Origin of the sequence: Streptomyces sioyaensis, from assembly GCF_004122735.1 — a bacterium.
Taxonomy (GTDB): domain Bacteria; phylum Actinomycetota; class Actinomycetes; order Streptomycetales; family Streptomycetaceae; genus Streptomyces; species Streptomyces sioyaensis.
Window position 1 is genome coordinate 88390 of record NZ_SDIF01000012.1, and the last position, 23190, is coordinate 111579.

Annotated in this window: 18 protein-coding genes; 14 read left to right on the plus strand and 4 right to left on the minus strand. The window is 74.2% G+C overall.

The window, feature by feature from the left end:
• Positions 1-13 precede the first annotated feature (13 nt).
• Positions 14-835: a class I SAM-dependent methyltransferase gene (locus EST54_RS06905; RefSeq protein ID WP_129246060.1), complete on the plus strand. Its 822-nt coding sequence runs from the start codon at positions 14-16 to the stop codon at positions 833-835.
• An 87-nt stretch (positions 836-922) separates the two neighbouring features.
• Here the strand turns inward: EST54_RS06905 and EST54_RS06910 are convergent, their stop codons facing one another.
• Positions 923-2065, minus strand: coding sequence for an agmatine deiminase family protein (locus tag EST54_RS06910; protein ID WP_129246062.1), 1143 nt, complete (start codon positions 2063-2065; stop codon positions 923-925).
• Positions 2066-2157: 92 nt separating this feature from the next.
• Here EST54_RS06910 and EST54_RS06915 point away from each other — a divergent pair, with 92 nt between their 5' ends.
• The 11 genes from EST54_RS06915 (at position 2158) to EST54_RS06965 (ending at position 19460) form a co-directional block, all read left to right on the plus strand.
• The gene (locus tag EST54_RS06915) at positions 2158-2733 is read left to right on the plus strand and encodes a TetR/AcrR family transcriptional regulator (protein ID WP_129246064.1); all 576 of its coding nucleotides are present in this window, start codon (positions 2158-2160) and stop codon (positions 2731-2733) included.
• Between the two features lie 366 nt (positions 2734-3099).
• Complete coding sequence (locus EST54_RS06920; protein ID WP_239012481.1) at positions 3100-4410, plus strand: MFS transporter; 1311 nt, start codon at positions 3100-3102, stop codon at positions 4408-4410.
• 104 nt (positions 4411-4514) lie between these two features.
• On the plus strand, positions 4515-5810 hold the full coding sequence (locus EST54_RS06925) for a condensation domain-containing protein (RefSeq protein WP_129246068.1): 1296 nt from the start codon (positions 4515-4517) through the stop codon (positions 5808-5810).
• 140 nt (positions 5811-5950) lie between these two features.
• On the plus strand, positions 5951-9139 hold the full coding sequence (locus EST54_RS06930; RefSeq protein WP_129246070.1) for a non-ribosomal peptide synthetase: 3189 nt from the start codon (positions 5951-5953) through the stop codon (positions 9137-9139).
• The gene (locus EST54_RS06935; protein ID WP_129246072.1) at positions 9136-11055 is read left to right on the plus strand and encodes a non-ribosomal peptide synthetase; all 1920 of its coding nucleotides are present in this window, start codon (positions 9136-9138) and stop codon (positions 11053-11055) included. Before EST54_RS06930 ends, EST54_RS06935 begins: the two co-directional genes overlap by 4 nt.
• A gap of 1 nt (position 11056) precedes the next feature.
• On the plus strand, positions 11057-12973 hold the full coding sequence (locus EST54_RS06940; protein WP_129246074.1) for a non-ribosomal peptide synthetase: 1917 nt from the start codon (positions 11057-11059) through the stop codon (positions 12971-12973).
• Complete coding sequence (locus EST54_RS06945; protein WP_129246076.1) at positions 12963-15818, plus strand: condensation domain-containing protein; 2856 nt, start codon at positions 12963-12965, stop codon at positions 15816-15818. The genes EST54_RS06940 and EST54_RS06945 overlap by 11 nt, the downstream gene beginning before the upstream one ends.
• Before the next feature lie 212 nt (positions 15819-16030).
• Entirely contained in the window at positions 16031-16756 is a 726-nt protein-coding gene (locus tag EST54_RS06950; protein ID WP_129246078.1) for a TetR/AcrR family transcriptional regulator, read from the plus strand.
• Positions 16753-17988: a cytochrome P450 gene (locus tag EST54_RS06955; protein WP_129246080.1), complete on the plus strand. Its 1236-nt coding sequence runs from the start codon at positions 16753-16755 to the stop codon at positions 17986-17988. The genes EST54_RS06950 and EST54_RS06955 overlap by 4 nt, the downstream gene beginning before the upstream one ends.
• Before the next feature lie 175 nt (positions 17989-18163).
• Entirely contained in the window at positions 18164-18649 is a 486-nt protein-coding gene (locus EST54_RS06960) for a hypothetical protein (protein ID WP_129246082.1), read from the plus strand.
• Positions 18650-18950: 301 nt separating this feature from the next.
• Positions 18951-19460, plus strand: coding sequence for a mycothiol transferase (locus tag EST54_RS06965; RefSeq protein ID WP_129246084.1), 510 nt, complete (start codon positions 18951-18953; stop codon positions 19458-19460).
• Between the two features lie 19 nt (positions 19461-19479).
• On the opposite strand, the gene EST54_RS06970 is transcribed toward EST54_RS06965, so the two are convergent.
• Both EST54_RS06970 and EST54_RS06975 read right to left on the minus strand, forming a co-directional pair.
• The gene (locus tag EST54_RS06970; protein WP_129246086.1) at positions 19480-19983 is read right to left on the minus strand and encodes a metallophosphoesterase family protein; all 504 of its coding nucleotides are present in this window, start codon (positions 19981-19983) and stop codon (positions 19480-19482) included.
• Between the two features lie 40 nt (positions 19984-20023).
• Positions 20024-20845, minus strand: a complete 822-nt coding sequence (locus EST54_RS06975; RefSeq protein WP_129246088.1) for an SDR family oxidoreductase — start codon at positions 20843-20845, stop codon at positions 20024-20026.
• 237 nt (positions 20846-21082) lie between these two features.
• Between EST54_RS06975 and EST54_RS06980 the strand changes: the two genes are divergently transcribed.
• Together EST54_RS06980 and EST54_RS06985 are read left to right on the plus strand one after the other, a co-directional pair.
• Positions 21083-21586, plus strand: coding sequence for a C40 family peptidase (locus tag EST54_RS06980; RefSeq protein ID WP_129246090.1), 504 nt, complete (start codon positions 21083-21085; stop codon positions 21584-21586).
• 128 nt (positions 21587-21714) lie between these two features.
• Positions 21715-22101 (plus strand): thiol-disulfide oxidoreductase DCC family protein, encoded by a 387-nt coding sequence (locus EST54_RS06985; RefSeq protein ID WP_129246092.1) that lies wholly within the window; start codon positions 21715-21717, stop codon positions 22099-22101.
• 106 nt (positions 22102-22207) lie between these two features.
• Here EST54_RS06985 and EST54_RS06990 read toward each other — a convergent pair whose 3' ends face one another.
• Positions 22208-22939, minus strand: coding sequence for a L,D-transpeptidase family protein (locus EST54_RS06990; protein ID WP_129246094.1), 732 nt, complete (start codon positions 22937-22939; stop codon positions 22208-22210).
• Between the last annotated feature and the right edge of the window lie 251 nt (positions 22940-23190).

A 23190-nucleotide genomic window follows, 5' to 3' on the forward strand; every position in this document is an offset into this window, starting at 1 on the left:
TCATACTGGGGACGTGCCGGGTACGGAGCCCGGGCGGTACGGCGAAGGCCTGTTCCGCCCGGAGGAGACCGGCGAGGCCGACCGCATCGATCTGGGGGCGCTCGCCTACGACGAGGTGAGCGCCGCCCGGTTGACGGCGCTGGGAGCCGGACCCGGCTGGCACTGCCTGGACGTCGGCGCGGGGACCGGCACCCTCGCCCGGTGGCTGCTGGATTCGGCCGGTGTCGAGTCGGTCCTCGCGGTGGACCGCGACACCCGCTTCCTCGCCGCCGGGGACACACCCGGGCTGTCGGCCCTGAGCGCCGACATCACCGCGCCGGACTTCGATCCCGGTCGGTTCCAGCTGGTCCATGCGCGGTTCGTCCTGATGCATCTGCGCTGCTGGCGCCGCATGGTCGCGACGCTGGCCTCCCTGGTCGCGCCCGATGGTGTGCTGGTGCTGAGCGACGCCGCGGACCTGACGAGCGCGGGCGCGCCGGCCACCCCGTACACCACGGTGATGCGCGCGATGTGGCAGGCGCTCCGGGAGACCATCGGCACGGACATCTCCTGGGTGCCGGGCTACCCCTACCTCCTGAAGGAGGAGGGACTGTGCCGGGTGGGAGCGGAGTTGCACGCTCCCCCGCTGGTGCCGGGCAGTCCCCTCAGCCGCTTCTGGGCCGACACCTGGGACCGGGCACGGGGCGCCATGCTGGCGACGGGACGGGTGGACGAGGCACAGATCGAGCGGGCCCGGCACGAGCTGGCCTCGCCCGAGGGCGCCGCCCTCTCCCCCGGGATGCTCACCGCGTGGGGGTGGCGGACCGACCGGACCGCCCCGGACCGGCATTGCTGACCGGGCCGGAGCGCTTCCGGGAGCCGCCCACGAGCCGCGGAGCCGTGCCGGCCGGGGCGCCGTCGGTGCCGGGCTCCTGCGGTGGCTTCAGCCGGCCTCGGGGAGTTGCTGGGTGGCGCAGTGGATACCGCCGCCGCCCTCGCCGAGGTGGTCGAGCGGCAGCTGGACGACCTTCCGCCCCGGGTAGAGGTCCCGGACGGTGGCCGCGGCCCTGCTGTCGGCCTTCTTGTCGCCGTAACAGGGCATGATGACGGCGCCGTTGGCCACGTAGTAGTTCACATAGCAGGCCAGGAACTCGTCCCCGTGGCGGCCGATGTGGGACGGCTCGGGCAGCTCGACGACCTCCAGTCGCTTCCCCCGGGCGTCGAGGGCCCCCTCGATGACCGTGCGGGCCTGTTCGTAGGCGGCGGTGAAGGCGTTCCGGGGGGCGCCGGCGGCCGGTGTGCTCATGACGACGACGCCCGGTTCGGCGAACCGGGCCAGCGCGTCGATGTGATAGTCCGTGATGTCCTTGCCCTTGACGCCCTTCACCCAGATCACCCTGGTGACGCCGAACAGGTCCTTGAGCGCCCGCTCGATGTCCGCGCGGGACCTGCCGCGGTTGCGGTTGTCGTTGACGAGGGAGCTCTCGGTCGCCAGCAGAGTGCCCCGGCCGTCGGTCTCCAACCCGCCGCCCTCGGCGGTGATCGGCGCCGTGATCCTGCTGATGTCCTCATGGTCGAGGACCGCGCGGGCGACGTGCCGGTCCCGGCCGTGCTCCTGCTTGCTGCCCCAGCCGTTGAAGTTGAGGTCGACGCCGGCGACCCCGTCGGGGCCGAGGACGAAGACCGGTCCGCTGTCGCGCATCCACAGGTCGTCCACCGGAATCGGGAGCACCTCCACCCCGGACCCGCACGCCCGCCCGGCCGCCGGCACGTCCCGCTCGTTGGCCAGCAGGGTCACCGGCTCGAACTCGGCGATGGCCCGTGCGATACGGGCGATGTCGTCGCGGACACCGGCCGCGGCCGGCCCCCAGATCTGCCGGGTGGGCCAGGCCATGTACGTCGCGGCGTGCGGATGGGTCTCCTCGGGCAGCCGCCGGCGGGCGGCCGTCCGCGCGGCCGCCGCGGTGACCGCGTGGTCCGTGCGCGGCGCCGACCGGGCGCCGTCCTGGCTGCCGCAGCCGGCCAGCGCGCCGCCGAGCGCGGCGGCGGCTGCCGTTTGCAGGGTCTGACGTCGTGATATCTGCACGATGAGCCTCCTGACTGAAATTTTAGTCAAACCCAGCGTAAGGCATGATCGGACCCGAGCCACAGTGGATTCCTCGCACCCGGGAGCCTTCGATGCCGGACCGCCCCACCCAGATCCTCGAAGCCGCCGCCCGGCTGATCGCCCGGCGCGGTGTGCGCGGGCTGCGCGTCGAGGAGGTTTCCGCGGAGGCCGGCGTCTCGACCGCGCTGATCTACTACCACTTCAAGGGCCGCGCCGGACTGCTGCGGCACACGCTGGAGTTCATCAACCAGCGCGCGATCCGCTACACCGACGCCGCCCTGGACACCTCCGACGCCCCGCTCACCCAACTCACCGAGATGCTGCTGCTGGAGTTCCAGGACGTCCCCAAGGTCAGGGAGAACAGCGCGGCCTGGGGTGAGCTGCGGGCCACCGCCGTCTTCGATCCGGATCTGCGGGAGTTGCTGGCCGACGCGACCCGCGAGTGGACCGACGACCTCGCCGATCTGATCCGCCGGGCCCAGGCCGCCGGAACGGCCGGTCCGGGCGCCGACCCGCAGGCGGCGGCCGAGCGACTCTCCGCGCTGGTCGAGGGGTTGAGCGAGCGCTGGCTGAGCGGCACCACCACGCTGGAGCGCGCCCATGAGCTGGTGCGCGGCGCCGTCGCGGCGGAGCTCGGGCCGGCCTGACCCGCCCGGCGCCGTCGCGGCGCGGCTCGGGCCGGGCCCGACCCACCTGCCCCGGGCCTCACCTCAGGCGTTGCCACGTCGCACGCCATAGCGGGTGAACCGACCGCTTCGGGCAAATAAACGGACATCAGCGACTGTTTTCGGTCTGATTTCGACGTGTCACTCTCTGTGTGCGGCCGCTCCCCTGCGCCCGGCGCGTGCGACAGGTTCCCACCTCACAGTGGGTGCGGCACATGACGGTCCTCCGGTGGACGCCAGGATCTGATGAAGAATTTTCTGTCTTGGTAGGGAAATCGTGAAGAAAAGCGACCGAAAGTGTGCATCAGGTTTTGACCGCTGATCGTCTGTTCAGCGATGGTCCTTCGCATGCCCGTCATACCCCGACCCGCGGCCAGCGGTCCGCTGCGCATCCGCGACTTCCGCCTTCTGCTCGCCGGCGCCGCGGCCGGACAGCTCGGCGCCCAGGTCACCCTGGTCGCCCTGCCGCTCGTCGCGGTGCTGCAGCTCAACGCCCCCGCCTTCCAGGTGGGGTTGCTCACGGCCGCCGAGACCGCAGCGTTCCTGCTGGTCGGGCTGCCGGCAGGAGCGTGGGTCGACCGGATGCGCAAGCTGCCGCTGATGATCCGGGCCGATGTGGTGCGCGCCGTGGCGATGGCCAGCATCCCGCTGGCCGGCGTCGCCGGTGTACTGACGATGGCGCAGCTCTACCTCGTCGCCCTGATCACCGGCGTGGCCACGGTGTTCTTCGACGTGGCCCACCAGAGCTACCTGCCCCAGCTGCTGCCCAAGGACCAGCTGGTCTCGGGCAACGGGGCGCTGGAGACGATCCGTTCCACGGCACAGGTGGCGGGTCCCGGGCTCGGCGGCGGTCTCGTCCAGCTGCTCGGGGCCGCCCTGGCCATCGCCGCCGACGCGGCCGGTTATGCGCTCTCCGCGCTGTTCCTGTGGGCCATCAGGCAGCCCGAGGAGCGCCCCCGGCCCGTACCGGGGGCCTCGCTGCGCAAGGACATCGGCGAGGGGCTGCGGTTCGTCTTCGGGCACCGCCTGCTGCGGGTGATCGCGTTCACCACCGGGCTGGGAAACTTCTTCACCGCGACGCTGATGGCCACCCAGTCCGTCTTCCTGGTCCGGGTGCTCGGGCTGGCGCCAGGTGCGGTCGGCCTGGTGCTGTCCGCCTCCGCGGTGGGCGGGCTGGCCGGCGCGCTGTGCGCGGGCCGGCTCGCCGCCCGGCTCGGCCAGGCCCGGCTCATCTGGCTGTCCGCCCTGGTCACCGGCCCGTTCGCGGTGCTGTGGCCGCTGTCCGGGCGGGGCGCGGGAGCCGTGCTCTTCGCGATCGGCTCCGGTGTGGTCTTCTTCGGCGCCGTGGTCTACAACGTCGCGCAGGTGAGCTTCCGTCAGGCCCTGTGCCCGCCCCGGCTGCTCGGCCGGATGAACGCCACCCTGCGGTTCCTGATGTGGGGCACCCTGCCGCTCGGGGCCCTGGCCGGCGGTGCGCTGGCCGATGCCTTCGGCGCCCGTACGGCGCTGGCGTGGTGTGCGGCCGGATTCCTGGCCGTCCCGTTGCCGCTGCTGCTCTCCCCGCTGCGCCGGATGCGGGACCTGCCCGCCACCGGCCCGGACGAGGACACCGCCCGTCCCGACTCCGCGGACGCGGCCGAAGCCGCCTCGCTCGGCTGACCCCGACAGCCGCCGGCTCTTCCCTTCCCCCTCCCCCCTTGCTCGGCAGTTCCATCCGCATCGCGCTCCGGCGATGCGCGTCCGCCACGACACAGAGGATCACGGTGCCCAGCATCACGAGCCAGTATCTGGCCCGCTTCCGGCGACTCGACACCGGGGAGGGGGCTCCCGTTCTGCTGCCCGTCACAGGTGCCCAGCGTCGCTTTGCGCTGGTGCGTGCCATGGACCCCGCCGGGCGGCCGGACCTCGTGCCGATGTTCTTCGCCTTCCCGCGCGGCACGGTGGATCCGGAGCGCCTCGCGGCGGCCGCGAACCGTCTCGCCGCCCTGCACCCCGTGCTGCGGTCCCTGCCCACCGTCGTGCGCGGCACCCCCGCGCTGCGTCTGGAGCAGCCGCAGATCCCCGTGGTCCGGCTCGCGTGCGAGCCCGGCGAGGACGCGGCCACCGTGCTGCGGCGCGCCCTGGAAGGGTGGAGCGCACCGGGCGCACCACTGCGGCTGTTCCTGGTGCCGGACGACGCGGAGGGCACCGAGGAGGTGCTCGCCGTCGTCCTGGACCACCTCGCCTGCGACGGCCGGTCGCTGGCCCGGCTTTCCGACGAACTCGGCGCCGCCTACGACCGGGGCACCGGTGCCGAGGGCCCCTCGCCCGCCGAGGCCGCGGCCGAACTGACCGCCTACCGGGACGCCGTCCTGCTCCAACTCGCCGCGGAGGAGCGCGCGGGCTCACCGGAGGCGATGGCGTACTGGGGCGAACGGCTGCGCGCGGTGCGCGAACGGTTCCCGCTGCCGCGGTCGGCGCCGCAACAATCCGGCGCGCTCCCGAGCGGCTCGGCCACCGTGCGGCTGCCCGCACCCGCCGGCGGGGTGCCGTTCCCCGACCTGCTCGACGCCTGCCGTGCGGCCGCGACGGCACTGTACGGAAGCGGTCATGTGGTGCCGGTGGGCTACCCGTGGGGCGGTCGGCCGCCCGGCGCCGCGCCGGTGCTGGGCTGCTTCCTGAACACCGTGGTGTTCCCGACCGCGACCGGGCAGGAGCCGGACGCGTCCGCGACGGCCGATGCCTGGTGGGACGACCTGGACCATGCCGCCACCCCGTTCGACGCCGTGGTGCACGCCGCCCGGGCGGCCGGTTCCGGATGGAGCGGCCGGCTCGACGGCCTGCTCACCGTGGACGACAGCCGGCGCCATCCGCCGCTGTGCCTGGGCGGGGTGACGGGCCGGGAGGTCCATATCGACGGCAGGGCGGTACGCGGCCCGTTCGCGGTCTCCGTCACCCAGGGAGCCGAGTTGCAGCTGCGCATGGTGTGGGACCGCGCGATCCTTTCCGATCCCATCGCCGAGCAAGCCTTCGCGGCACTCGCCGACGCACTGCGGAGCCCGGCCCCGACGGCCGGCTGATCCGCCCGGGGCACCGCCCCTCCTTCGCCACCTCACTCCGCCGGACCGCCGCGCAACCCGCGGACCGGTCCGCGCACACCGGCCGGGCTCGAACGGGCCCCGGCCGGAGCACACCGACCCGACAACCTCAGGGATCGCCCATGCTTCCGCTCTCCTCCTCGCAGGAGATCGTCTGGCTGCACGAGCAGGTGCAACCGGGCAGCCGCGCCTACAACTTCACCGCCGCCCTCGATCTGTGGGGCACGCTCGACGCCGACGCGCTGCGCCGCGGTCTCGCCGCCACACTCGACCGGCACGCCGGGCTGCGGCTGGAACTCGTCGCCGTCGCCGGGGCGATGCCGGGTCAGCGGGTCGCCGAGGCCTGTGCCCCGCGGCTGCGCACGGTGGACCTGAGCGGGGCGGCGGACCCGGAGGCCGCCTTCCAGGAGCTGCTGCGCACCGAGGCCGAGACGCCGCTCGACACGTATGAGGCGCCGCTGCTGCGCTGGACGCTGGTCCGGCTGGCGGACGACCGGCACCGGCTCATCCACGTCGAACACCATCTGATCCACGACGGGCACTCGTTCGCGATCCTGCTGCGGGACGTGTTCACCGTCTACCGGGGCCACGTCCTGGGCGAGCCGGTCGCGCTGCCGCCCGCGTCCTCGTACGCCGACCACGTCCGTGCCCGGTCCACCGACGAGGCGAGCGCGGAGCGGCGTGACGGGCTGGAGTTCTGGACCGGTGCACTGCGCGAGCTGTCCTACGACATGCCGCTGCCCGGCCTGACCCGGCCCGGCTCCCGGCGCCGCCACCACGGCGGTCAGCTGCGGCAGTCGATCGGTGCGGATCTGGCCGAGCGGTTGCGGGCGCACGCCAAAGCCCGTGGTCTGACGCCGTTCGCCACGCTCCTCGGGCTCTTCACCGAGCTGCTGCGCCGGCACAGCGGCCGCGCGCAGATGGTGGTGGGCACCGCGGTCGGCAACCGCCCGCGCGGATTCGAGGACGCGGTGGGCATGTTCGTCAACACCATCCCGCTCCCGCTCCGGCTGGACCCGGCCGCCCCGGCCGAGGAGTCCATGGACGAGGTGACCGACACCCTCTTCCGTGCGCTGCCGCACCAGGAGGTGCCGATCCAGGAGCTGACCCGCGCGCTCGGCCTGCACACCTCGGGCGCCGACAACCCCCTGTTCAGCGTCATGTTCAGCGCGCACGACGCCGAGCTCCCGGAGATCGAGGTCCCCGGCCTGGACATCACCCTGTTCGAGGGCTTCAACACCGGCACCACCCGGTTCGACCTGGACGTGGTGCTGCTGCCGGACGACCGGCGCGGCGTCGGCCCCCGGCACGGTGCCGCGGGCATGACGCTGGTGTGGGACTACGACGCCGACATGTTCGGCGAGGACGTGGCGAAGCTGCTCGCCGGGCGGTTCCTGGACCTGCTGCGGGCGTACCTCGACGCGCCCGGCACGGCTCTCGCGGACCTGGCGCTGCCGCCCGTACCGCCGGCCCTTCCGGCACCCGCGCCGCGGCCGTCCGGGCACGACCCGCTGGACCCCGCCACCGCCCACGACCCGTCCTTGCCCGCGCTGTTGACCGGCGCCCGCCGGCTCACCTACGGCGATCTCGACGAGCGGGTGACCTCGCTCGCGGAGCGGATGCGGGCGGCCGGAGTGACCGCAGGGCAGCCGGTGGCCGCGGTGCTGCCCCGCGGGGCCGACTCCGTCGTGACCCTGCTGGCCTGTCTTCGGACCCGGGCGGTGTACTGCCCGCTGTCGCCGTCCGACCCGCCGGCCCGGCTGGAGCTGCTGCTGGGCCGGCTGGCTCCGGCGCTGGTCCTGACCTCGGCCCAGGCCCCGGTCACCGTGCCGGACGGACTGCCGACGGCCACCGTCGACGCCGAGGTGCTGCCGGCGGCCCATGCGGCGGAGGTGGTGCCCGGTGCCGCCTACATCATTCACACCTCCGGTTCGACCGGCATCCCCAAGCCCGTCGCCGTGGGCCGCACGGCGCTGGAGAACCATCTGACCGGAGCGGCCGGGCGGTTCGGGCTGGCGCCGGGCGACCGGGTGCTGCTCTTCGCCCAGCCGTCGTTCGACGTGGCCCTCGAAGAGGTGCTGCCGTCGCTGTACGCCGGGGCGTGCCTGGTCGCCCCCGACCGTGAGGTGCCGACCGGCGCCGAGTTGGCCGCCCTCCTGGTCGCCGCCCGGGTCACCGTGGCCAATCTGCCGACCAGTTACTTCCTCGCCACCCGCGAGGAGCTGCGCCCCGCCCTGCGCGAAGGCCAGTGGGCGCCGCGGCTGCTGGTGCTCGGCGGGGAACGACTCCCGGCGGATGTACTGAGCGCCTTCCTGGCGGACACCGACAGCACCGTGCTCAACGTCTACGGCGTCACGGAGGCCGCCATCAGCTCCACCGTCCACGAGATCACCCGGGAGGGCCTCGCCGACGGTGCGGAGATCCCGCTGGGCACCGAACTGCCCGGCGAGCGGATCCACGTCCTGGACGCCCACCACCGGCCGCTTCCCGACGGCGCGGTCGGTGAACTCGCCATCGCCGGCGCCGGGTTGGCCGAGGGGTACGTCGGCAATCCCGAGGCCACCGCCGCGCGATTCCTCTCCGTGGAAGCCCTCGGCGGCGAGCGGGTCTACCTCACCGGCGACCTCGGCTACCGCGGCCGCGACGGGCTGCTGTACTTCCTGGGCCGCCGGGACCACCAGATCAAGCTGCGGGGTTACCGCATCGAGCTGGAAGAGGTCGAGGCAGCGGCGTCGGCCGCGCTCGGCGGACGGTCCTGCGCCGTGGTGCTGGACCGCGAGGCCGCCGGCGGGCCGCGGCTTGTCGGCTTCCTGGAGAGCGCCGACGAGCGTGCCCCGTGGGACGAGCAGAAGCTGCACACGGAGCTGAGCGGCCGGCTGCCGAGCGCCCTGGTACCGGGCCGCTGGGCCGTGCTGGACACCATGCCGAGGCTGGCGGGCGGCAAGCCGGACCGCACCGCGCTCACCCGCCGGGCCGCCGCGCTGGAGCCGGCCGCGCCCGTCGTGGAGAGCGGTGGCGGGCAACCGCCGGTGCCGGCCGATCCGTTGACGGCGCTGCTGGCCGAGGGCTGGTCCGTGGCGCTGGGCCACCGCCGCTTCGACGAGTCCTCGGACTTCTTCCGGTCCGGCGGCCATTCGCTGCTCGCCGCGGAGCTGGCCGCCTGGCTCGAACCGCGGCTGGGCAAACGTCCGCCGCTGCGGCTGCTCTTCCAGAACCCGGTGCTGGCCGACCAGGCCCGTGCGCTCCGCACCGTCGGCACCGCCGCCGTCCCCGCTTCCGCCGCTTCGACCCCCGTGACGGAGTCCCGATGACCCAGCCGATGACCGCCCCGGCCACCGCCCCGCACACTCCGGACGAGAAGCCGCTCAGCATCGCCCACGGCGCCGCGCCGGCCACCGGCGCCGACATCGGGGTGCTCGCCCGCTTCGAGGAGTGGGCCCGGAACACCCCGCAGGCGCCCGCGGTTCTCGACGGGCCGCACCGCTGGACGTACGGGCAGATCGCCACCGCCGCCGATGAGGTGGCCGCCGCGCTGCGCGACCGGGTGCGGCCCGGGGACCTGGTCGGCGTCTGCCTCGACCGTTCGGCCGCCCTCGTGGTGACCGCCGTCGCGCTCGCCCGGCTCGGTGCCGTGTATCTGCCGCTCGGCCCCCGCCCCGGCGAGCGCCGTACCGCCGCCGTCACCGACGACCTGAACGTCGTCGCGCTGATCGGCGACCCCGCGTTCCTGCCGCCCCGCCACCGGTCGGCCGAGCTGCGGGATCTGGCGCTGCCCGACGCGGGCACCAATGCGGCCACCCGCGTCGTGGCGGCGTTCGCCACGCCCGTCGGGGCGGCCCGTTCCGCGCCCGCCGAGGCGTTCTACGCCGTGCTGACCTCCGGCTCCACCGGCCGTCCCAAGGCGGTGGCGGTCGCCGAACCGGCGCTCGGCACCCTCCTGGACTGGTACCGCAGCACGACCGGTCTCGCCCCCGGTGACCGGCAGTCCCTGCTGATCGGCGTCGCGTTCGACCCCCATCTGATGGAGCTGTGGGCCGGGCTGACCTCCGGGGCGGCGCTGGTCCCCGCTCCGGACGAGGTCCGCTGGGACCCGATGGTGCTGGCCGACTGGTGGCGCGAGGCCGGGGTGACGGTGGGTGTCGCGCCCACCCCGATGGCCGAGCCGCTGCTGGACCGGCCCTGGCCCACCGACCTGACGCTGCGTCATCTGATGGTGGGCGGTGACCGGATGCGCCGCCGACCGGGCGCGGACGTGACCGCCACCGTCCACAATGCCTACGGGCCGGCCGAGGCCACCGTGGCCTCCACCGTGTACACCATGCAGGGGACCGACCCCGCGGCGGGCACGGACTCCGCGCCGCCGATCGGGCGCCCCCTCCCGGGCGTGACCGTGGTCGTCACCGACGCCGACGGCCGGCCGGTCCCGCAGGGCACCGAGGGCGAACTCCACATCGGCGGCAGCGGTCTGGCCCTGGGCTATCTGGATCCCGAACTGACCGCGCGCCGCTTCACCGCAGTGCCCGAGAGCCTCGGTCTGCCGGGGGTGGAGCGGCTGTACCGCACCGGGGACCGGGTACGGATGCGCGACGGCGGGCAGCTGGAGTTCCTCGGCCGGCTCGACGACCAGGTCAAGATCAGCGGTGTCCGGATCGAACCGGCCGAAGTGGAAGCCGCGTTCGAGCAGGACCCGGCGGTCCTGAGCGCCGTCGTCACCGCGCCGCGCACCGCCGACGGCCACACCCGCCTGGTGGCGTACGTCCGGCCGGCCCCCGGTGCCGCCCCCACGGCGGAGTCCCTGCTGCCCGCCCTGCGGACCTGGCTGCCCGAACAGGCCGTGCCCTCCGACGTACGGATCGTGGACGCCTTCCCCCTGGACGCCAACGGCAAGGTGGACCGCGCCGAGCTGACCCGGCAGGCGGCGGCCGCCGCCGACGCCCGCCCGGACGAGGGCACCGCCCCCGCCGCGCCGGACGCCGGCGCCACCCCCGGCGAACAGCTCCTGCTGACCGCCGTGCGCGATCTGCTGGCCCGTCCCGAGACCTCGCTGACGGACAACTTCACCGAGGCCGGCGGCACGTCGATCGTCGCCGCCCGGCTGCTGGCCGTCATCGAGAAGGAGAGCGGGGTACGGCTGCGCGCCCCCGAACTGCTCCGCCAGCCGGACCTGCGCGCCGTGGCGCGGCTCATCGACGAGCGCCGCGCCCGGCAGCAGGCGACGGGAGCCTGAGATGACCGCCCGCATCCCGTACTCCCCCGACGCCCCGAAGGAGGGCCCCGTGCTCACCGAAGGCACCCTGCCGCACGAGCGCATCCCGTCCGGTGACCGAACCGGGCCCGTCCCGGCGGCCGGCCGGCCCGCGCCCGCGGCCGGACTGGCGACCCTGGTGGCCTGGCACGCCGAACGGACCCCGCACGCCCTGGCCGTGGCGGACGGCGACACCACGCTGACCTATGCGCAGCTCGTCGCGTCGGCCCGGGCGCTCGCCGCCCATCTGCACGAGCACGGCGTGCGCCCCGGTGACACCGTGGCGCTGCTGTTGCCCCGCTCCGCCCGCACCGTGGTCGCCCAGCTCGCGCTGTGGTGGGCGGGCGCCGGGTGCGTTCCGCTCGATCCGGCCCATCCGCGGGCCCGTTCCGAGGCGCTGACCGCCGACGCGGGTGCCACGCTGACCGTCGGTGACCGCAAGCTCCTGGAATCCGCGGCGCCCGCCGGTGCCACCCTGGTGCTGCCCGGTGAACCGCTGCTCGGCGGCGACGCCCTCGCCGCGGCCGAACTCGCCCCGGACGCCACGGCGTTCACCATGTTCACCTCCGGCTCCACCGGCCGCCCCAAGGGCGTGGCCGTCCCGCACCGCGCGATCGCCGAGCTGGTCCTGGACCCGGCGTACCTCACCCTCACCGCCCGCGACCGGGTGCTCTTCCACTCGCCGATGACCTTCGACGCCTCGACCTTCGAGGTGTGGGGCGCGCTGGCCAACGGCGCCGCCGTGGTGGTGTGCACCACCGAACGGCCGTCGCTGGAGGACCTGGCGCGGCACGTGGAGCGCCACGGCGTCACCGTCGCGTTCTTCACCACCGCCCTGTTCCACCAGCTGGCCGGCCGGCGCTCCCGGATCTTCTCGCTGCTGCGGTCGGTGATCGTGGGCGGCGAGGCGCTGTCCGCGCACCACGCCGGCGAGGTGCTGCGAGCCTTCCCCTGGCTGGAACTGGTCAACGGCTACGGGCCGACGGAGGCGGCGACGTTCACCACGGCCCACCGCGTCACCGACGCCGACTGCCACGGCCAGGTGCCCATCGGCCGGCCGATCGCCGGGGCCAGCGTGCACGTGCTCGACGACGCCGGGCGGCCGGTCGCGGACGGTGCGCGCGGGGAGCTGTGGATCGGCGGCAGCCGGCTGGCACAGGGCTACACCGGGCAGCCGGAGCTGACCGCCGAGCGCTTTTGCGACCTGCCCGAGTGGGGACGTTGCTACCGCACCGGCGACCTCGTCTCGCTGCGGCCGGACGGCACTCTCGACTTCCACGGGCGCACCGACGACCAGGTGAAGATCCGCGGCTTCCGGATCGAGCCGGGCGAGATCGAACACGCCCTGCGGGAGCGGCCCGAGGTGGCCGACGCGGCCGTCACCGTGCACCACCCCGCGCCCGACGACGCCCGGCTGGCCGCGTTCGTGGTGGCCGCGCCCGGTCCGGTGCCGCGTCCCGGCGCCCTGCGCGAGGCGCTCACCGCCGTCCTGCCCGCCCATCTGGTCCCCGACGACATCCAGCTGGTCGAGGCGCTGCCGCTCACCCCCTCCGGCAAGGTCGACCGCCGCGCGCTGACGGATCTCGTCACCGACGGCGGGGCCGAGGCCCCGGCCGGGCCGCTGAGTCCGCTGGAGCAGGCCGTCGCCGAGATCTGGAGCCGGTCGCTGGGGCGTGAAGTCGCCCGTCCGGACGCCGACTTCCTCGCGCTGGGCGGTCATTCCCTGCTCGCGCTGGCCGTCACCGACGACCTCCGCGAGGACCTCGGCGTGGAGCTGACGCTCGCCGACTTCTTCGCCGCCCCGACGGTGGCGGGGCATGCCGCGCTGGTCGAGCGCGCGCTGCTCGCCGCCCACAGCGATCTGCACCCCGGCGCCCCGGAGGACACCGATGGCCACTGATTCCCCGACCGCCGCGGCGCTCCAGGAGGAGCTGCTGCGCCGGGCGCGCTCCCGCACCGCCCGCCCCGCTCCCGCCGACGAGGCCGCCCCTGCGGGTCCGACGCCGCTCTCCCATGCCCAGCGCCGGATGTGGCTGATGGACCGGCTCGGCCAGGACGGCGCCTCGTACAGCGTGCCCTTCGCCACCCGGCTGCGCGGCCCGCTCGATCTGGAGGCGCTGGCGACCGCGCTGACCTCGCTGGTACGCCGCCACGAGATTCTGCGGACCCGCTACGGGCAGCGGGACGGTGAGCCGTACCAGGAGGTGCTGCCGGCACCGGAGGCGCTCGCACCGCGCGTCGTGGAGACGGACGAGGCGGGCGCCCCCGCGCTGCTGGCCGAGGAGGCCCACCGCCCGTTCGACCTCGCCGCCGGCCCGGTGCCGCGGTCCCTGGTCCTGCGGCACGGGCCGCAGGACCACACGGTCATGCTGACGTTCCATCACATCGCCATCGACGGCCCGTCGTTGGAGACGGTGGCCGGGGAGCTGAGCCTGCTCTACACGGCCGCCGCCGAGGGCTCGGCCGCCGCTCTGCCGTCGCCGCCCCCGCAGTACGCGGACTTCGCCCGGCGCGAGCAGGCGGCCGCCGACCGGCTGGCACAGGGGCTGGGCCACTGGGCCGAGCGGCTCGACGGCGCCTCTCCGCTACCGCTGCCGCGCCCCGCGCAGCCGCCCGCCGACGCATGCGACCGGCCGGCCGGCACCCGCACCGTCCCGCTCGACCCTCAGGTGCCGGCCGCCCTGCGCGCCCTCGGCCAAGAGCACCGGGCCACCCTGTTCACCGTGGCACTCGCCGGGGCCTTCGCCGCCCTGCACCGCTTCACCGGCCGGGACGACCTGGTGATCGGCGTGGCCGGCACGCACCGGCAGGGCGCGGGCATGCGCGGCCTGGTCGGACTCTGCGTCAACACCCTCCCGGTCCGGGTGAACACCACCGGCGACCCGTCCTTCACCGCGCTCGTGGCCCGCGTACGGGACGCACTGCTCGACGCCCAGCAGGGCCGCGAGGTGCCCTTCGACCTCATCCTGGAACGGCTCGGCGCCACCGCACGTGACGCCGACGGGACACCGCTGATCCGGGTGACCGCGGATGTCCTGGGCGCGCCCACCACCCTGCAACTGCCGGGCACCGAGGGCGAGTACCTCGACGTCAGCGCCGGGGAAGCCAAGTTCGACCTGTCCTTCGGCCTGGTGGACGGCGCCGAACCGGCCGGCCTCGTCCAGTACAGCCGGACCGCACTGGACGAGGAGGCCGCGGCCGCGCTCGGCGGGCACTACGCCGCCCTGCTCACCGCGGTCGCCGCCGACCCGGGCCTGCGGCTGTCCCGCCTGCCCGGTGAGCCGCCGGCGCGCCGCGGCGAGGGCGGCGGGCACCCGGCCGAGGCACTGCTGCGGGCGCACCCCGAGGTGGCCGAGGCCGTCGTGGTCGAACCGGCGGGCGGCCCGCTGCTGGCGTACGCCGTGTTGCGGGAGATCGGCGGCCCCGCACCGGCCGTGCTGCGCTCCCATCTGCGCGCGGCACTGGCCCGGGACCTGGTGCCCGCCGCGGTGACCCTGCTGGACGCCATGCCGCGGACGGCCGCCGGCACGGTCGATGTGGCCCGGCTGCCGGGCATCCCGTCGGCCCCCGCGCCGGAAGGCGAGCGCGCCGAGGCCGTGGCCGAGGGCTTCGCCGCGCTGCTGGGGCATGCGCCCGGGCCGGACGACGACTTCTTCCTGCTCGGCGGCCACTCGCTGATCGCCGTGCAGCTCGCCGAACGGCTGCGCCAGGCGCTGAAGTTGCCGCTGACCGGCCTGGACATCATGCAGGCCCGCACCCCGCGCGCAGTCACCGCCCTGCTGGACGCGCGCGAGGCGGAGCGGGCCGCCGCGCCCTCGGCCGCCCCCTCCCGCCCGCGGCGCGCCCGCGAGGGCACGGTCCTGGTCACCGGAGGCACCGGCGGGGTCGGCGCGTTCGTCCTGCGGGAACTGGCCGCCCGGGGGCGCCCGGTGCTGGCGCTGGCCCGCCCCGAATCCGCGCACCTGGTCGCCGCGCAGGGCGTGGACGTCATCGAGGGCGATCTCACCGACCTGGACGGGCTGCGCAAGGCCGTCGACAACGCCGACGCGGTCATCCACGCGGCCTGTACCTTCACCCGGCCCGAGGTCGACGTGACGGCGATGGCAGCGATGATCGGGGCCTGGTCGCGCGGCCCGTTCGTCTTCGTCAGCAGCGTGGACGCCTACGGGCACCCCGAGGGCGAGTGGGTGGCGGAGGAGTCCGCCCCGCGCGGGCCGCTGAGCGGGTACGGCCAGGCGAAGGCCGACTGTGAGGGGCTGCTGCTGCGGGCCGCCGGTGCCGAGGGCCGGGGCGGCGCGAGCGCCGTCCGCTCCCCTCTGGTGTGGGGCGCGCACCAGCGGCTGCGGGACCAGTTGCGCTGGGGCGCCACCGGTCTGCTCTACCAGGCCGCGCGGGAGGGCCGGCCGATCGCCCTGCCGCGGCCGGGCACCGGCGGGCATGCCTGGTACGGCGCGGCCTGGGTGCACGCCGCGGCGCTGGCCCGGGCGGTGGTCTCCTGCCTGGACGCCCCCGTGCACGGTGTCGCCAACGCCATCAGCGGACATCTCGCCTGGCGGGACCTCGCCACCGAACTGACCGCACTGCTCGGCAGCGACAGCGAGATCCGGGACACCGACGAGGTCCACCCGGATCTGGACCACCGCTGGCACTACCGCTCCGGGCGGCTGGCCCCGTCCCTCGCGGCGCGGCCGGGCGAGGACTGGCGATCCGTGCTGGCCGCCATGGTCGGCCCCGAGGAGGACTGAACCGCCGCGGCGGGGCGGTGCCGCCGTGCCGCGCCGCGGGTGACAGCCGTGCCGTCACCCGCGGCGTTGCCGTATCCGGCCTCCCGCACCGGACGGATCGGCGTGCACCCCGGTCGCACGGCGCGCGGCGACACCGCCGGATCCCGCGGTAGCCGGCGCTTCACATAGTGCGAGATATTGACATAGCCAGCGCTATCTATAGCGTGGAAGGCATGAGCCCGGATGCCGACCACCCACCGAAGCGCCGCCCGACGAGAGCGGAGACCAAGGCCCGTACCCGGCGGCTGCTGCTCGACGCGGCGGCCCGGACGTATGCCCGCAAGGGATTCGCCGGCGCCTCCGTCGAGGAGGTCGCCGAGGCGGCGGGGTTCTCCATCGGCGCGGTCTACTCGAACTTCGGCAGCAAGGAGCGGCTGTTCGTCGAGCTGCTCAAGGAGCGCGCGAGCGAGCAGGTGTCCCGGGCGACGCGGATCATGGCCGACGCACAGGCCGGCGACGATCCGGTACCGGCGCTCGGCCGGCTGCTGGCGAACGCCGCCGACAAGGATCCCGACTTCGCTCCCCTCCAGGCCGAATTCTGGCTCTACGCGGTGCGCAACCCCCCGCTGATGGAGACGCTGGCCGAGGAGCTGCGCGGTCCCCGGGCCGAGCTGGAAAGCCTCATGGGCAAGGCGCTGGAGCACGTCGGGGCAGCCGGGTCCGTACCCGCCGATGCGGTGGCCACGATCGCGATGGCGCTCTTCCAGGGCCTGCTGCGCCAGCGGCGGATCGACCCGGCCAGCGTGCCGGACGAGCTGCTGGGCCAGGCGATGCAGTGGCTGCTCGCCGGTATCGCGGCGAGCGGCACCACCAGCGGCGCCCCGGGCCCCGCCCACCCGGATGCCCCCGCGGCCACGGACGACCCCGCGGCCGCCGACCGGCCCGAGGAGAACCGATGACCCAGCTCGGCACCACAACTGCCCTGCCGTCACTTCAGGACCTGCTCGACCCCCGGAACCAGGCCGACCCCTACCCCCTCTATTCCCGCTGGCGGACACAGACGCCGCTCGCGCGACTCGACGATCGACTGATGGTGCTCACCCGGTACGAGGACTGCGCCGCGGTGTTGCGCGACGGACGGTTCGGGCACCCGGAGGCCGACGATCCCCGGTTCGCCGGCCGCCGCCCGTCCCTCGATGTCCTGGTCGACGACGACGGCCGTCCCGTACGCGGCTTCCTCGGCCTGAACCCACCCGACCACACACGGATGCGGGCCCTGGTCTCCCAGGCCTTCACCCGGCGACGGGTCGAGCGTCTCGCACCGCGGATCGAAGAGCTCACCGACGAGCTGTTCACGGCGATGGAGCGCACACCGGGACCGGTCGACCTCATCGAGGGCCTGGCCACTCCCCTGCCGGTGGCGGTGATCAGCGAACTGCTCGGCGTGCCCACGGAGGACCGCCACCGGATGCTGACCTGGTCGCATGCGGTCGCGGGCGCCCTCGTCCCGGACTTCCTGCTGCCGCCCGGTGCCGCCGAACAGGAAGCGCGGGCCCGCCGCGAGTTCACCGACTATCTGCGCGAACTCGTCGTCGAGCGCCGCCGCGCACCGGGCGACGACCTGCTCTCGGCCCTGGTCACCGTGCACGACGACGGCGACGCGCTGACCGAGAACGAGCTGCTGGCCACCTGCACCCTGCTGCTGATCGCCGGTCATGAAACCACCGTCAACCTGATCGGCAACGGCACCCTCGCCCTGCTGCGCCACCCCGACCAGCTGACGCGGCTGCGCAACGACCCGGCCCTGACCGACAACGCGGTCGAGGAGCTGCTGCGCTATGACTCGCCGGTCCAGCTCACCGTCCGCTTCGCCCTGCAGGATGCCGAGGTCGCCGGGGTCCCGGTCCCCGCGGGCAGCACACTTCTGCTGCTGATCGGTGCGGCGAACCGCGACCCGGCGGCGTACGAGCACCCCGAGCGGCTGGACATCGGCCGCACGCCCCTGCGGCACCTCGCCTTCGGCCAGGGCATCCACTTCTGTCTGGGCGCTCCGCTCGCCCGCCTCGAAACACAGATCGCGCTGCGGATGCTGCTGGCCCGCGCCCCACAGGTGCGACTGGCCGGCGAGCCCGAGTGGAAGGACCACATCACGCTGCGGGGGCTGAGCCGGCTTCCGCTCTCGCTCGGCTGACGTACTTCTCCCGGCCGACCCGCTTCTCCCACGGCTGCCCCACTTCTCCCAACTGTCGTGCGGGGAGGTGTCACGAGCACCACCCCCGCCCACGCCCGGGCCCGCACCAGGGATCCGGTGTCACGAGCACCGCCGCCCCGCCCGCACCCTCACACGAGGCCCCTCGGAGGTCGCCTTGCCCACGCCCACGCGCCGCTCTCCGCACGGCCCGGCCCGAACCGGCGCCGCCACCCCGCCCAGCGGCACCACCGCGGCGTCCGACGACCCCGCCCCGAGCCCCGGCAAGGGGACCATCGCCGGGCTCTACCTCGTCGCCGGGCTCGTCATGGGCGGCGTCTGGGCCTGGAACCAGGGCTCACCGCTGTGGGAGCACGCCGTGAAGCTGCTGGTCCTCCTGTTCGTCGCCGCACCGCTGCTGCACCGCGCGCGCAGCCGCCGTGCCGCCCGGCGTCCGGCGCGACGCCTCCAGCTGTCGTTCGTCCGGCTGGCCGCCGCCAAGATCGCCCTGGTCGCCCTCGCGATCGGCGCCAGTTGGCTGCTGGAGGACTCGATGCGCCACCCCGACCTGGCCGTCGCGGCGGGGCTGACCAGCGTCATCACCGTCCTCGGGCCGCTCCTGCACCGCTACTTGCTGGTGCGGTCGCCCACCGCCGTTCCCTAGACCCTTTCCGACCCTGTACCCATCGGACAGGGCCTAGCAGGAACCGCGCACCGCGGCGCGCGCCGGACGCGGCCGCGGTGCGGCGCGGCCCCGGCCGAACGAGTTCGGTGCGCCGGGGAAAATGCCGCCCGTCGGCCTGCCCCCGCCGATTCCTCCGCTCGGCTTGCGACCATGGGCGGGCTGCCGGGACCGGGGCCCGCCGGGTGTGCGACCGCCGCCGGGGCGCGACGGATCGGTCGACCGGTACCGGCAGCCGCGGACCTTCCGCGCGCAGACCTCCGTCGCCGCAAAGGAGCCCTGTATGAACGCCAGCACGGACCTGCTCGTCGATGCCTTCGGCCGGATCCGGGAGGTCGTCGAAGACGTGGTCACCGGGCTCGACCCCGACGAACTCAGCACCCGCCCCGAGGACGACGCCAATTCCATCGGCTGGCTGGTCTGGCACCTCACCAGGATCCAGGACGACCACCTCGCCGGTGTGGCCGGCACCGAGCAGATCTGGACCTCGGACGGCTGGTACGACCGCTTCGGCCTCCCCTTCGCCGCCGACGACACCGGCTTCGCCCACTCCACCAAGGACGTGGCCGCCGTACGGGACCTGAGCGGACAGTTGTTGACGGACTATCACGGCGCGGTCCACGACAATACGGTGCAGTACCTCGCCGGGATCGACGACAAGGACATGAAGCGGGTCGTCGACCGGGCCTGGACCCCGCCCGTCACCCTGGGAGTCCGCCTGATCAGCGTGATCGCCGACGATCTGCAGCACGCCGGACAGGCGGCCTACATCCGCGGGCTGCTCGGCGTTTGAGGATCCGGGCGGGCGTCTCTCATGTGCGGTGCGGCAGCCGGTGCAGCTCCACCGAGGTGAGCCGGCCCGCGGCGATCTCCGCGGTCATATAGGTGCAGTACGGCTCCCGGCGGCGGTCGGTCGGCGAGCCCGGGTTCAGCAGGCGCAGCCGGTCGCCGGCCATGGCGTCCCAGGGGATGTGGCTGTGGCCGAAGACCAGGACGTCGAGGCCGGGGAACCGTTCGGCGCACCGGCGCTCCCGCCCCTGCGCCGGGCCCGTCTCATGCACCACGCCCAGCTGAACTCCGGCCAGTTCCGCGTATGCCACCTCGGGCAGCCGGGAGCGCAGTTCCGGGCCGTCGTTGTTGCCGTACACCGCGATCAGTCGGGCGGCCCGCTCCTCCAGCAGGTCCAGGGTCGCGGTGTCGACCCAGTCACCGGCATGCACGACGACATCCGCGCGCGGCACTTCGTCGAGCAGCTGCGGCGGCAGCGCCTTGGCGCGGCTGGGGAGATGGGTGTCGGAGACGATCAGCAGGCGCACGGGACTCTCCTCGGCAGGGCTCGTGGAGACGGCAGGTCGGTCAGTGTTCCTGGGCGGTCGGCCGCACCATGATCTCATTGATCGCCACATGCGCCGGCTGGGTGACCATGAAGGCGAGGGAGCGGGCGATGTCCTCGGCCCGCAGCCAGCTGTCCGGCGGCAGTCCGTGGGCCGACGCGGCCTGGCCGCCGCGCGTCATCTCCGTCGTGGTCATGCCCGGCTCGACCAGCCCGACCCGGACCTGACGCCCAGTCACCTCCCGGCGCAGCGCCTCGCTGAACGAGCAGACCGCATGCTTGGTGGCCGAGTAGACGCTGTTGTCCTTGCGGGGCACCCGGCCCGCGACCGAGCTGACGTTCACCAGGTCGGCCACGCCGCGCGGCCCCGCGTTCGCCGCGTGCAGCAGATGCGGGAGCGCGGCACGGGACATCCGCAGCACCGCCCTGACGTTGAGGTCGATCATCCGGTCCCAGTCCTCGGGATCGCTCTCCGCCACCGGGCCGCGCACGCCGAAGCCCGCGTTGTTCACCACGATGTCCAGCCGCCCGAAGTGGGCCACGGCCCGCTCGACCGCCTCGGCCGGCTGCGCCGCGTCGCACAGGTCGGCGGTCAGGGCCAGGGACGTAGCGCCCTGTGCGCCGAGGGACCGGGTGAGCTCCGCCAGCCGCCCGGTGCGGCGGGCGACCAGTGCGACGGAGCAGCCTTCCCGGGCGAGCGCCAGTGCGGTGGCCGCACCGATGCCGCTGGAGGCGCCGGTCACCAGCGCCACGGTGCCCGACAGCGGCCGTTGGCCGTTGCCGCCGCCCGGCGCGGAGGCGTCCCGGCGCGCGGCCGGGGTGTGCTCGCTCTCTCCGGTGCCCATAGTGCGCCCGCTCCTCCTGCTCGTTCCCGCCGGCTCCCGGCGGGCCGCATTCCGGTCCGGTGACCCGTGACATCCCGGTCCGGTGACCCGTACCCCGCCCAGAGTCCGATTTCCCGCCCCGTCCGCCATCTGCCCTGCCGCGGCCGGAATTCGGCCGCGCAGCCGCGCGATGCGGTCCGCCTGACGGTCCAGCGGGTATCACCTCCGGGAACCCCCTTCGGCTCCCGGGAGCTGCTCATGAGGCACACCCACCCCCTGCCCGGCGACATCGGACTCACCCAAATATCCGGCGTCACAGGCCGGTTGATCCGCTTCGGACAATGGATCAACGGAGACGGCTTCGCCGACTACGAACACGCCTTCCTGGTCCTGCCCGACGACCGGCTGCTGGAGGCCGAACCGGGCGGTGCCCGCATCGTGCCGCTCGACACCTACGACGGCGCCGAGGTGCGCTATGTGTGCCCGGAGCGGCTCACCGAACGTCAGCGCGCCGCTCTCTGCACCGCGGCCACCCGCTACACCGGGGTGCCGTACAGCTTCCTCGACTACCTGGCGATCGCCGCGCACCGCTTCCGTCTGCCCCTGCCGGGGCTGCGCCGCTATGTCGCCAGCACCCGGCACATGATCTGCTCCCAGCTCGTCGACCAGTGCTACGAGGACGCCGGCGTGCATCTCTTCGCCGACGGCCGCTGGCCGGGCTATGTGACGCCGATGGCGCTGTACCACCTGCTGGCCGACTGACCGGGCCCGTCCCCCTCGGCGGCCACGCGCGGCGGCGCCGCACGATTCCTCGCGCAACGCGGCGAATATCATGGTCGTCGGCAGCGCACATCGTGACGGACCGCGTGAGGGTCGAGGGGTGACGGGAAATGCAGCGGCAGCCCGTACTTGTCTATGACGGCGACTGCGCCTTCTGCACGTCCTCGGTCCGGTTCGCGGAACGATGGCTGCGTCCGCGCTGTACCGCCACGCCCTGGCAGTTCGCCGATCTCGCAGGGCTGGGCGTCACCCCCGGGCGCGCGGAGCGCGAAGTGTTGTGGGTGACGCCGGCCGGAGCGGTGCACGGTGGCGCCCAGGCCGTCGCGAAGCTGCTGCTGAGCGCGTCCGGCGGGTGGCCGCTCGTGGGAGCGCTGCTCACTCTCCCGCCGGTGCGCTGGATGGCCCACGGCCTGTACCGGCTGATCGCCCGCAACCGTCATCGGCTGCCGGGCGGCACGGCGGCCTGTGCGCTGCCCTCCTCCCGCGCCTCCCGTTAGCGGGCCGCGCAGGACCCAGCCGGACCGGACCGGACGGGCCCGGCGTGCCGAGGGCACGGCGCCCGGTGGCTCTCCGCCATCGGGCGCTCCCCCGTGCGGGGTCGGCTCAGGTGCCGGGCTTACGGCCGTAGACGTAGACGTCGTCACCGTTCTTCAGCAGCGACCAGTACTTCTTGGCGTCGCCGGTGCGCATGTTGACGCAGCCGTGCGAGCCGGGAGCCGACCAGACGCTGCCGCTGATGGAGTGGAATGCCTGGCCGCCGTCGAAGAACTGGCTGTAGGGCATGGCCACGTGATAGATCGTCGAGTAGTGGTGCAGGTTGCGCCAGTAGATCTTCTTGGCGCCGGTGCGGGTCTCGTAACCGTCGCGACCGCTGCGGATCGGCACCGGCCCGTACACCAGCTTCGAGCCGTCCTGGACCCAGCTGAGCTGGCGGGTCAGGTCGACGCAGGCTATCCGCCCCTTGGTGGTGGGGCACTTGTGCGCCTTGTTCGGGTTGCTCCCGGCCGCCTTCTGCTGCGCCACCAGGCTCATCACCCCCCAGGTGACGGGGCCCGCGTAGCCGATGTTCGGGGTGATGCCGTGGCTGGTCTGGAAGTCACGGATCGCCCGGCAGTCGGCGGCCGACTGCCGGCCGTCCACCGGAAGCCCGAGGAACCTCTCGGCCTGCTTCTGATAGGGGCCGCGGGCCGCGGTGCACGAGGACGCGGTGGCCGCCTGGGCCGTGGAGCCGAAGGCCACCGTCAGCGGGACGGTCAGCGCCGTGAAGGCGAGCGCGGCGCCCACCCGGCGACCGGCAGCGGACCGCCGCATACGCAGGTTCAGTCGTCTTTTCATGTCCCGTAGGACTGTTTGCCCGACCCGTCGGTTGCAGGCGTGACCGACCCGAAATATCTGCTGTGCCGTCCTGCGCTCCTGCCGGCGGGTACGCCCCCCGCCGTCGGCCTGGATCCGGGCGGCCGGGCTCCAGGAGGTGGTGCCGCCGGCGGACGGGAGGTCGTCCCGTCCGCCGGCGGCCGCGACGCTCAGAGCACCGCGGCGGTCTCCTCGTGCGCGTAGCTGAACCCGTCGTCGTCGAAGTAGAAGAC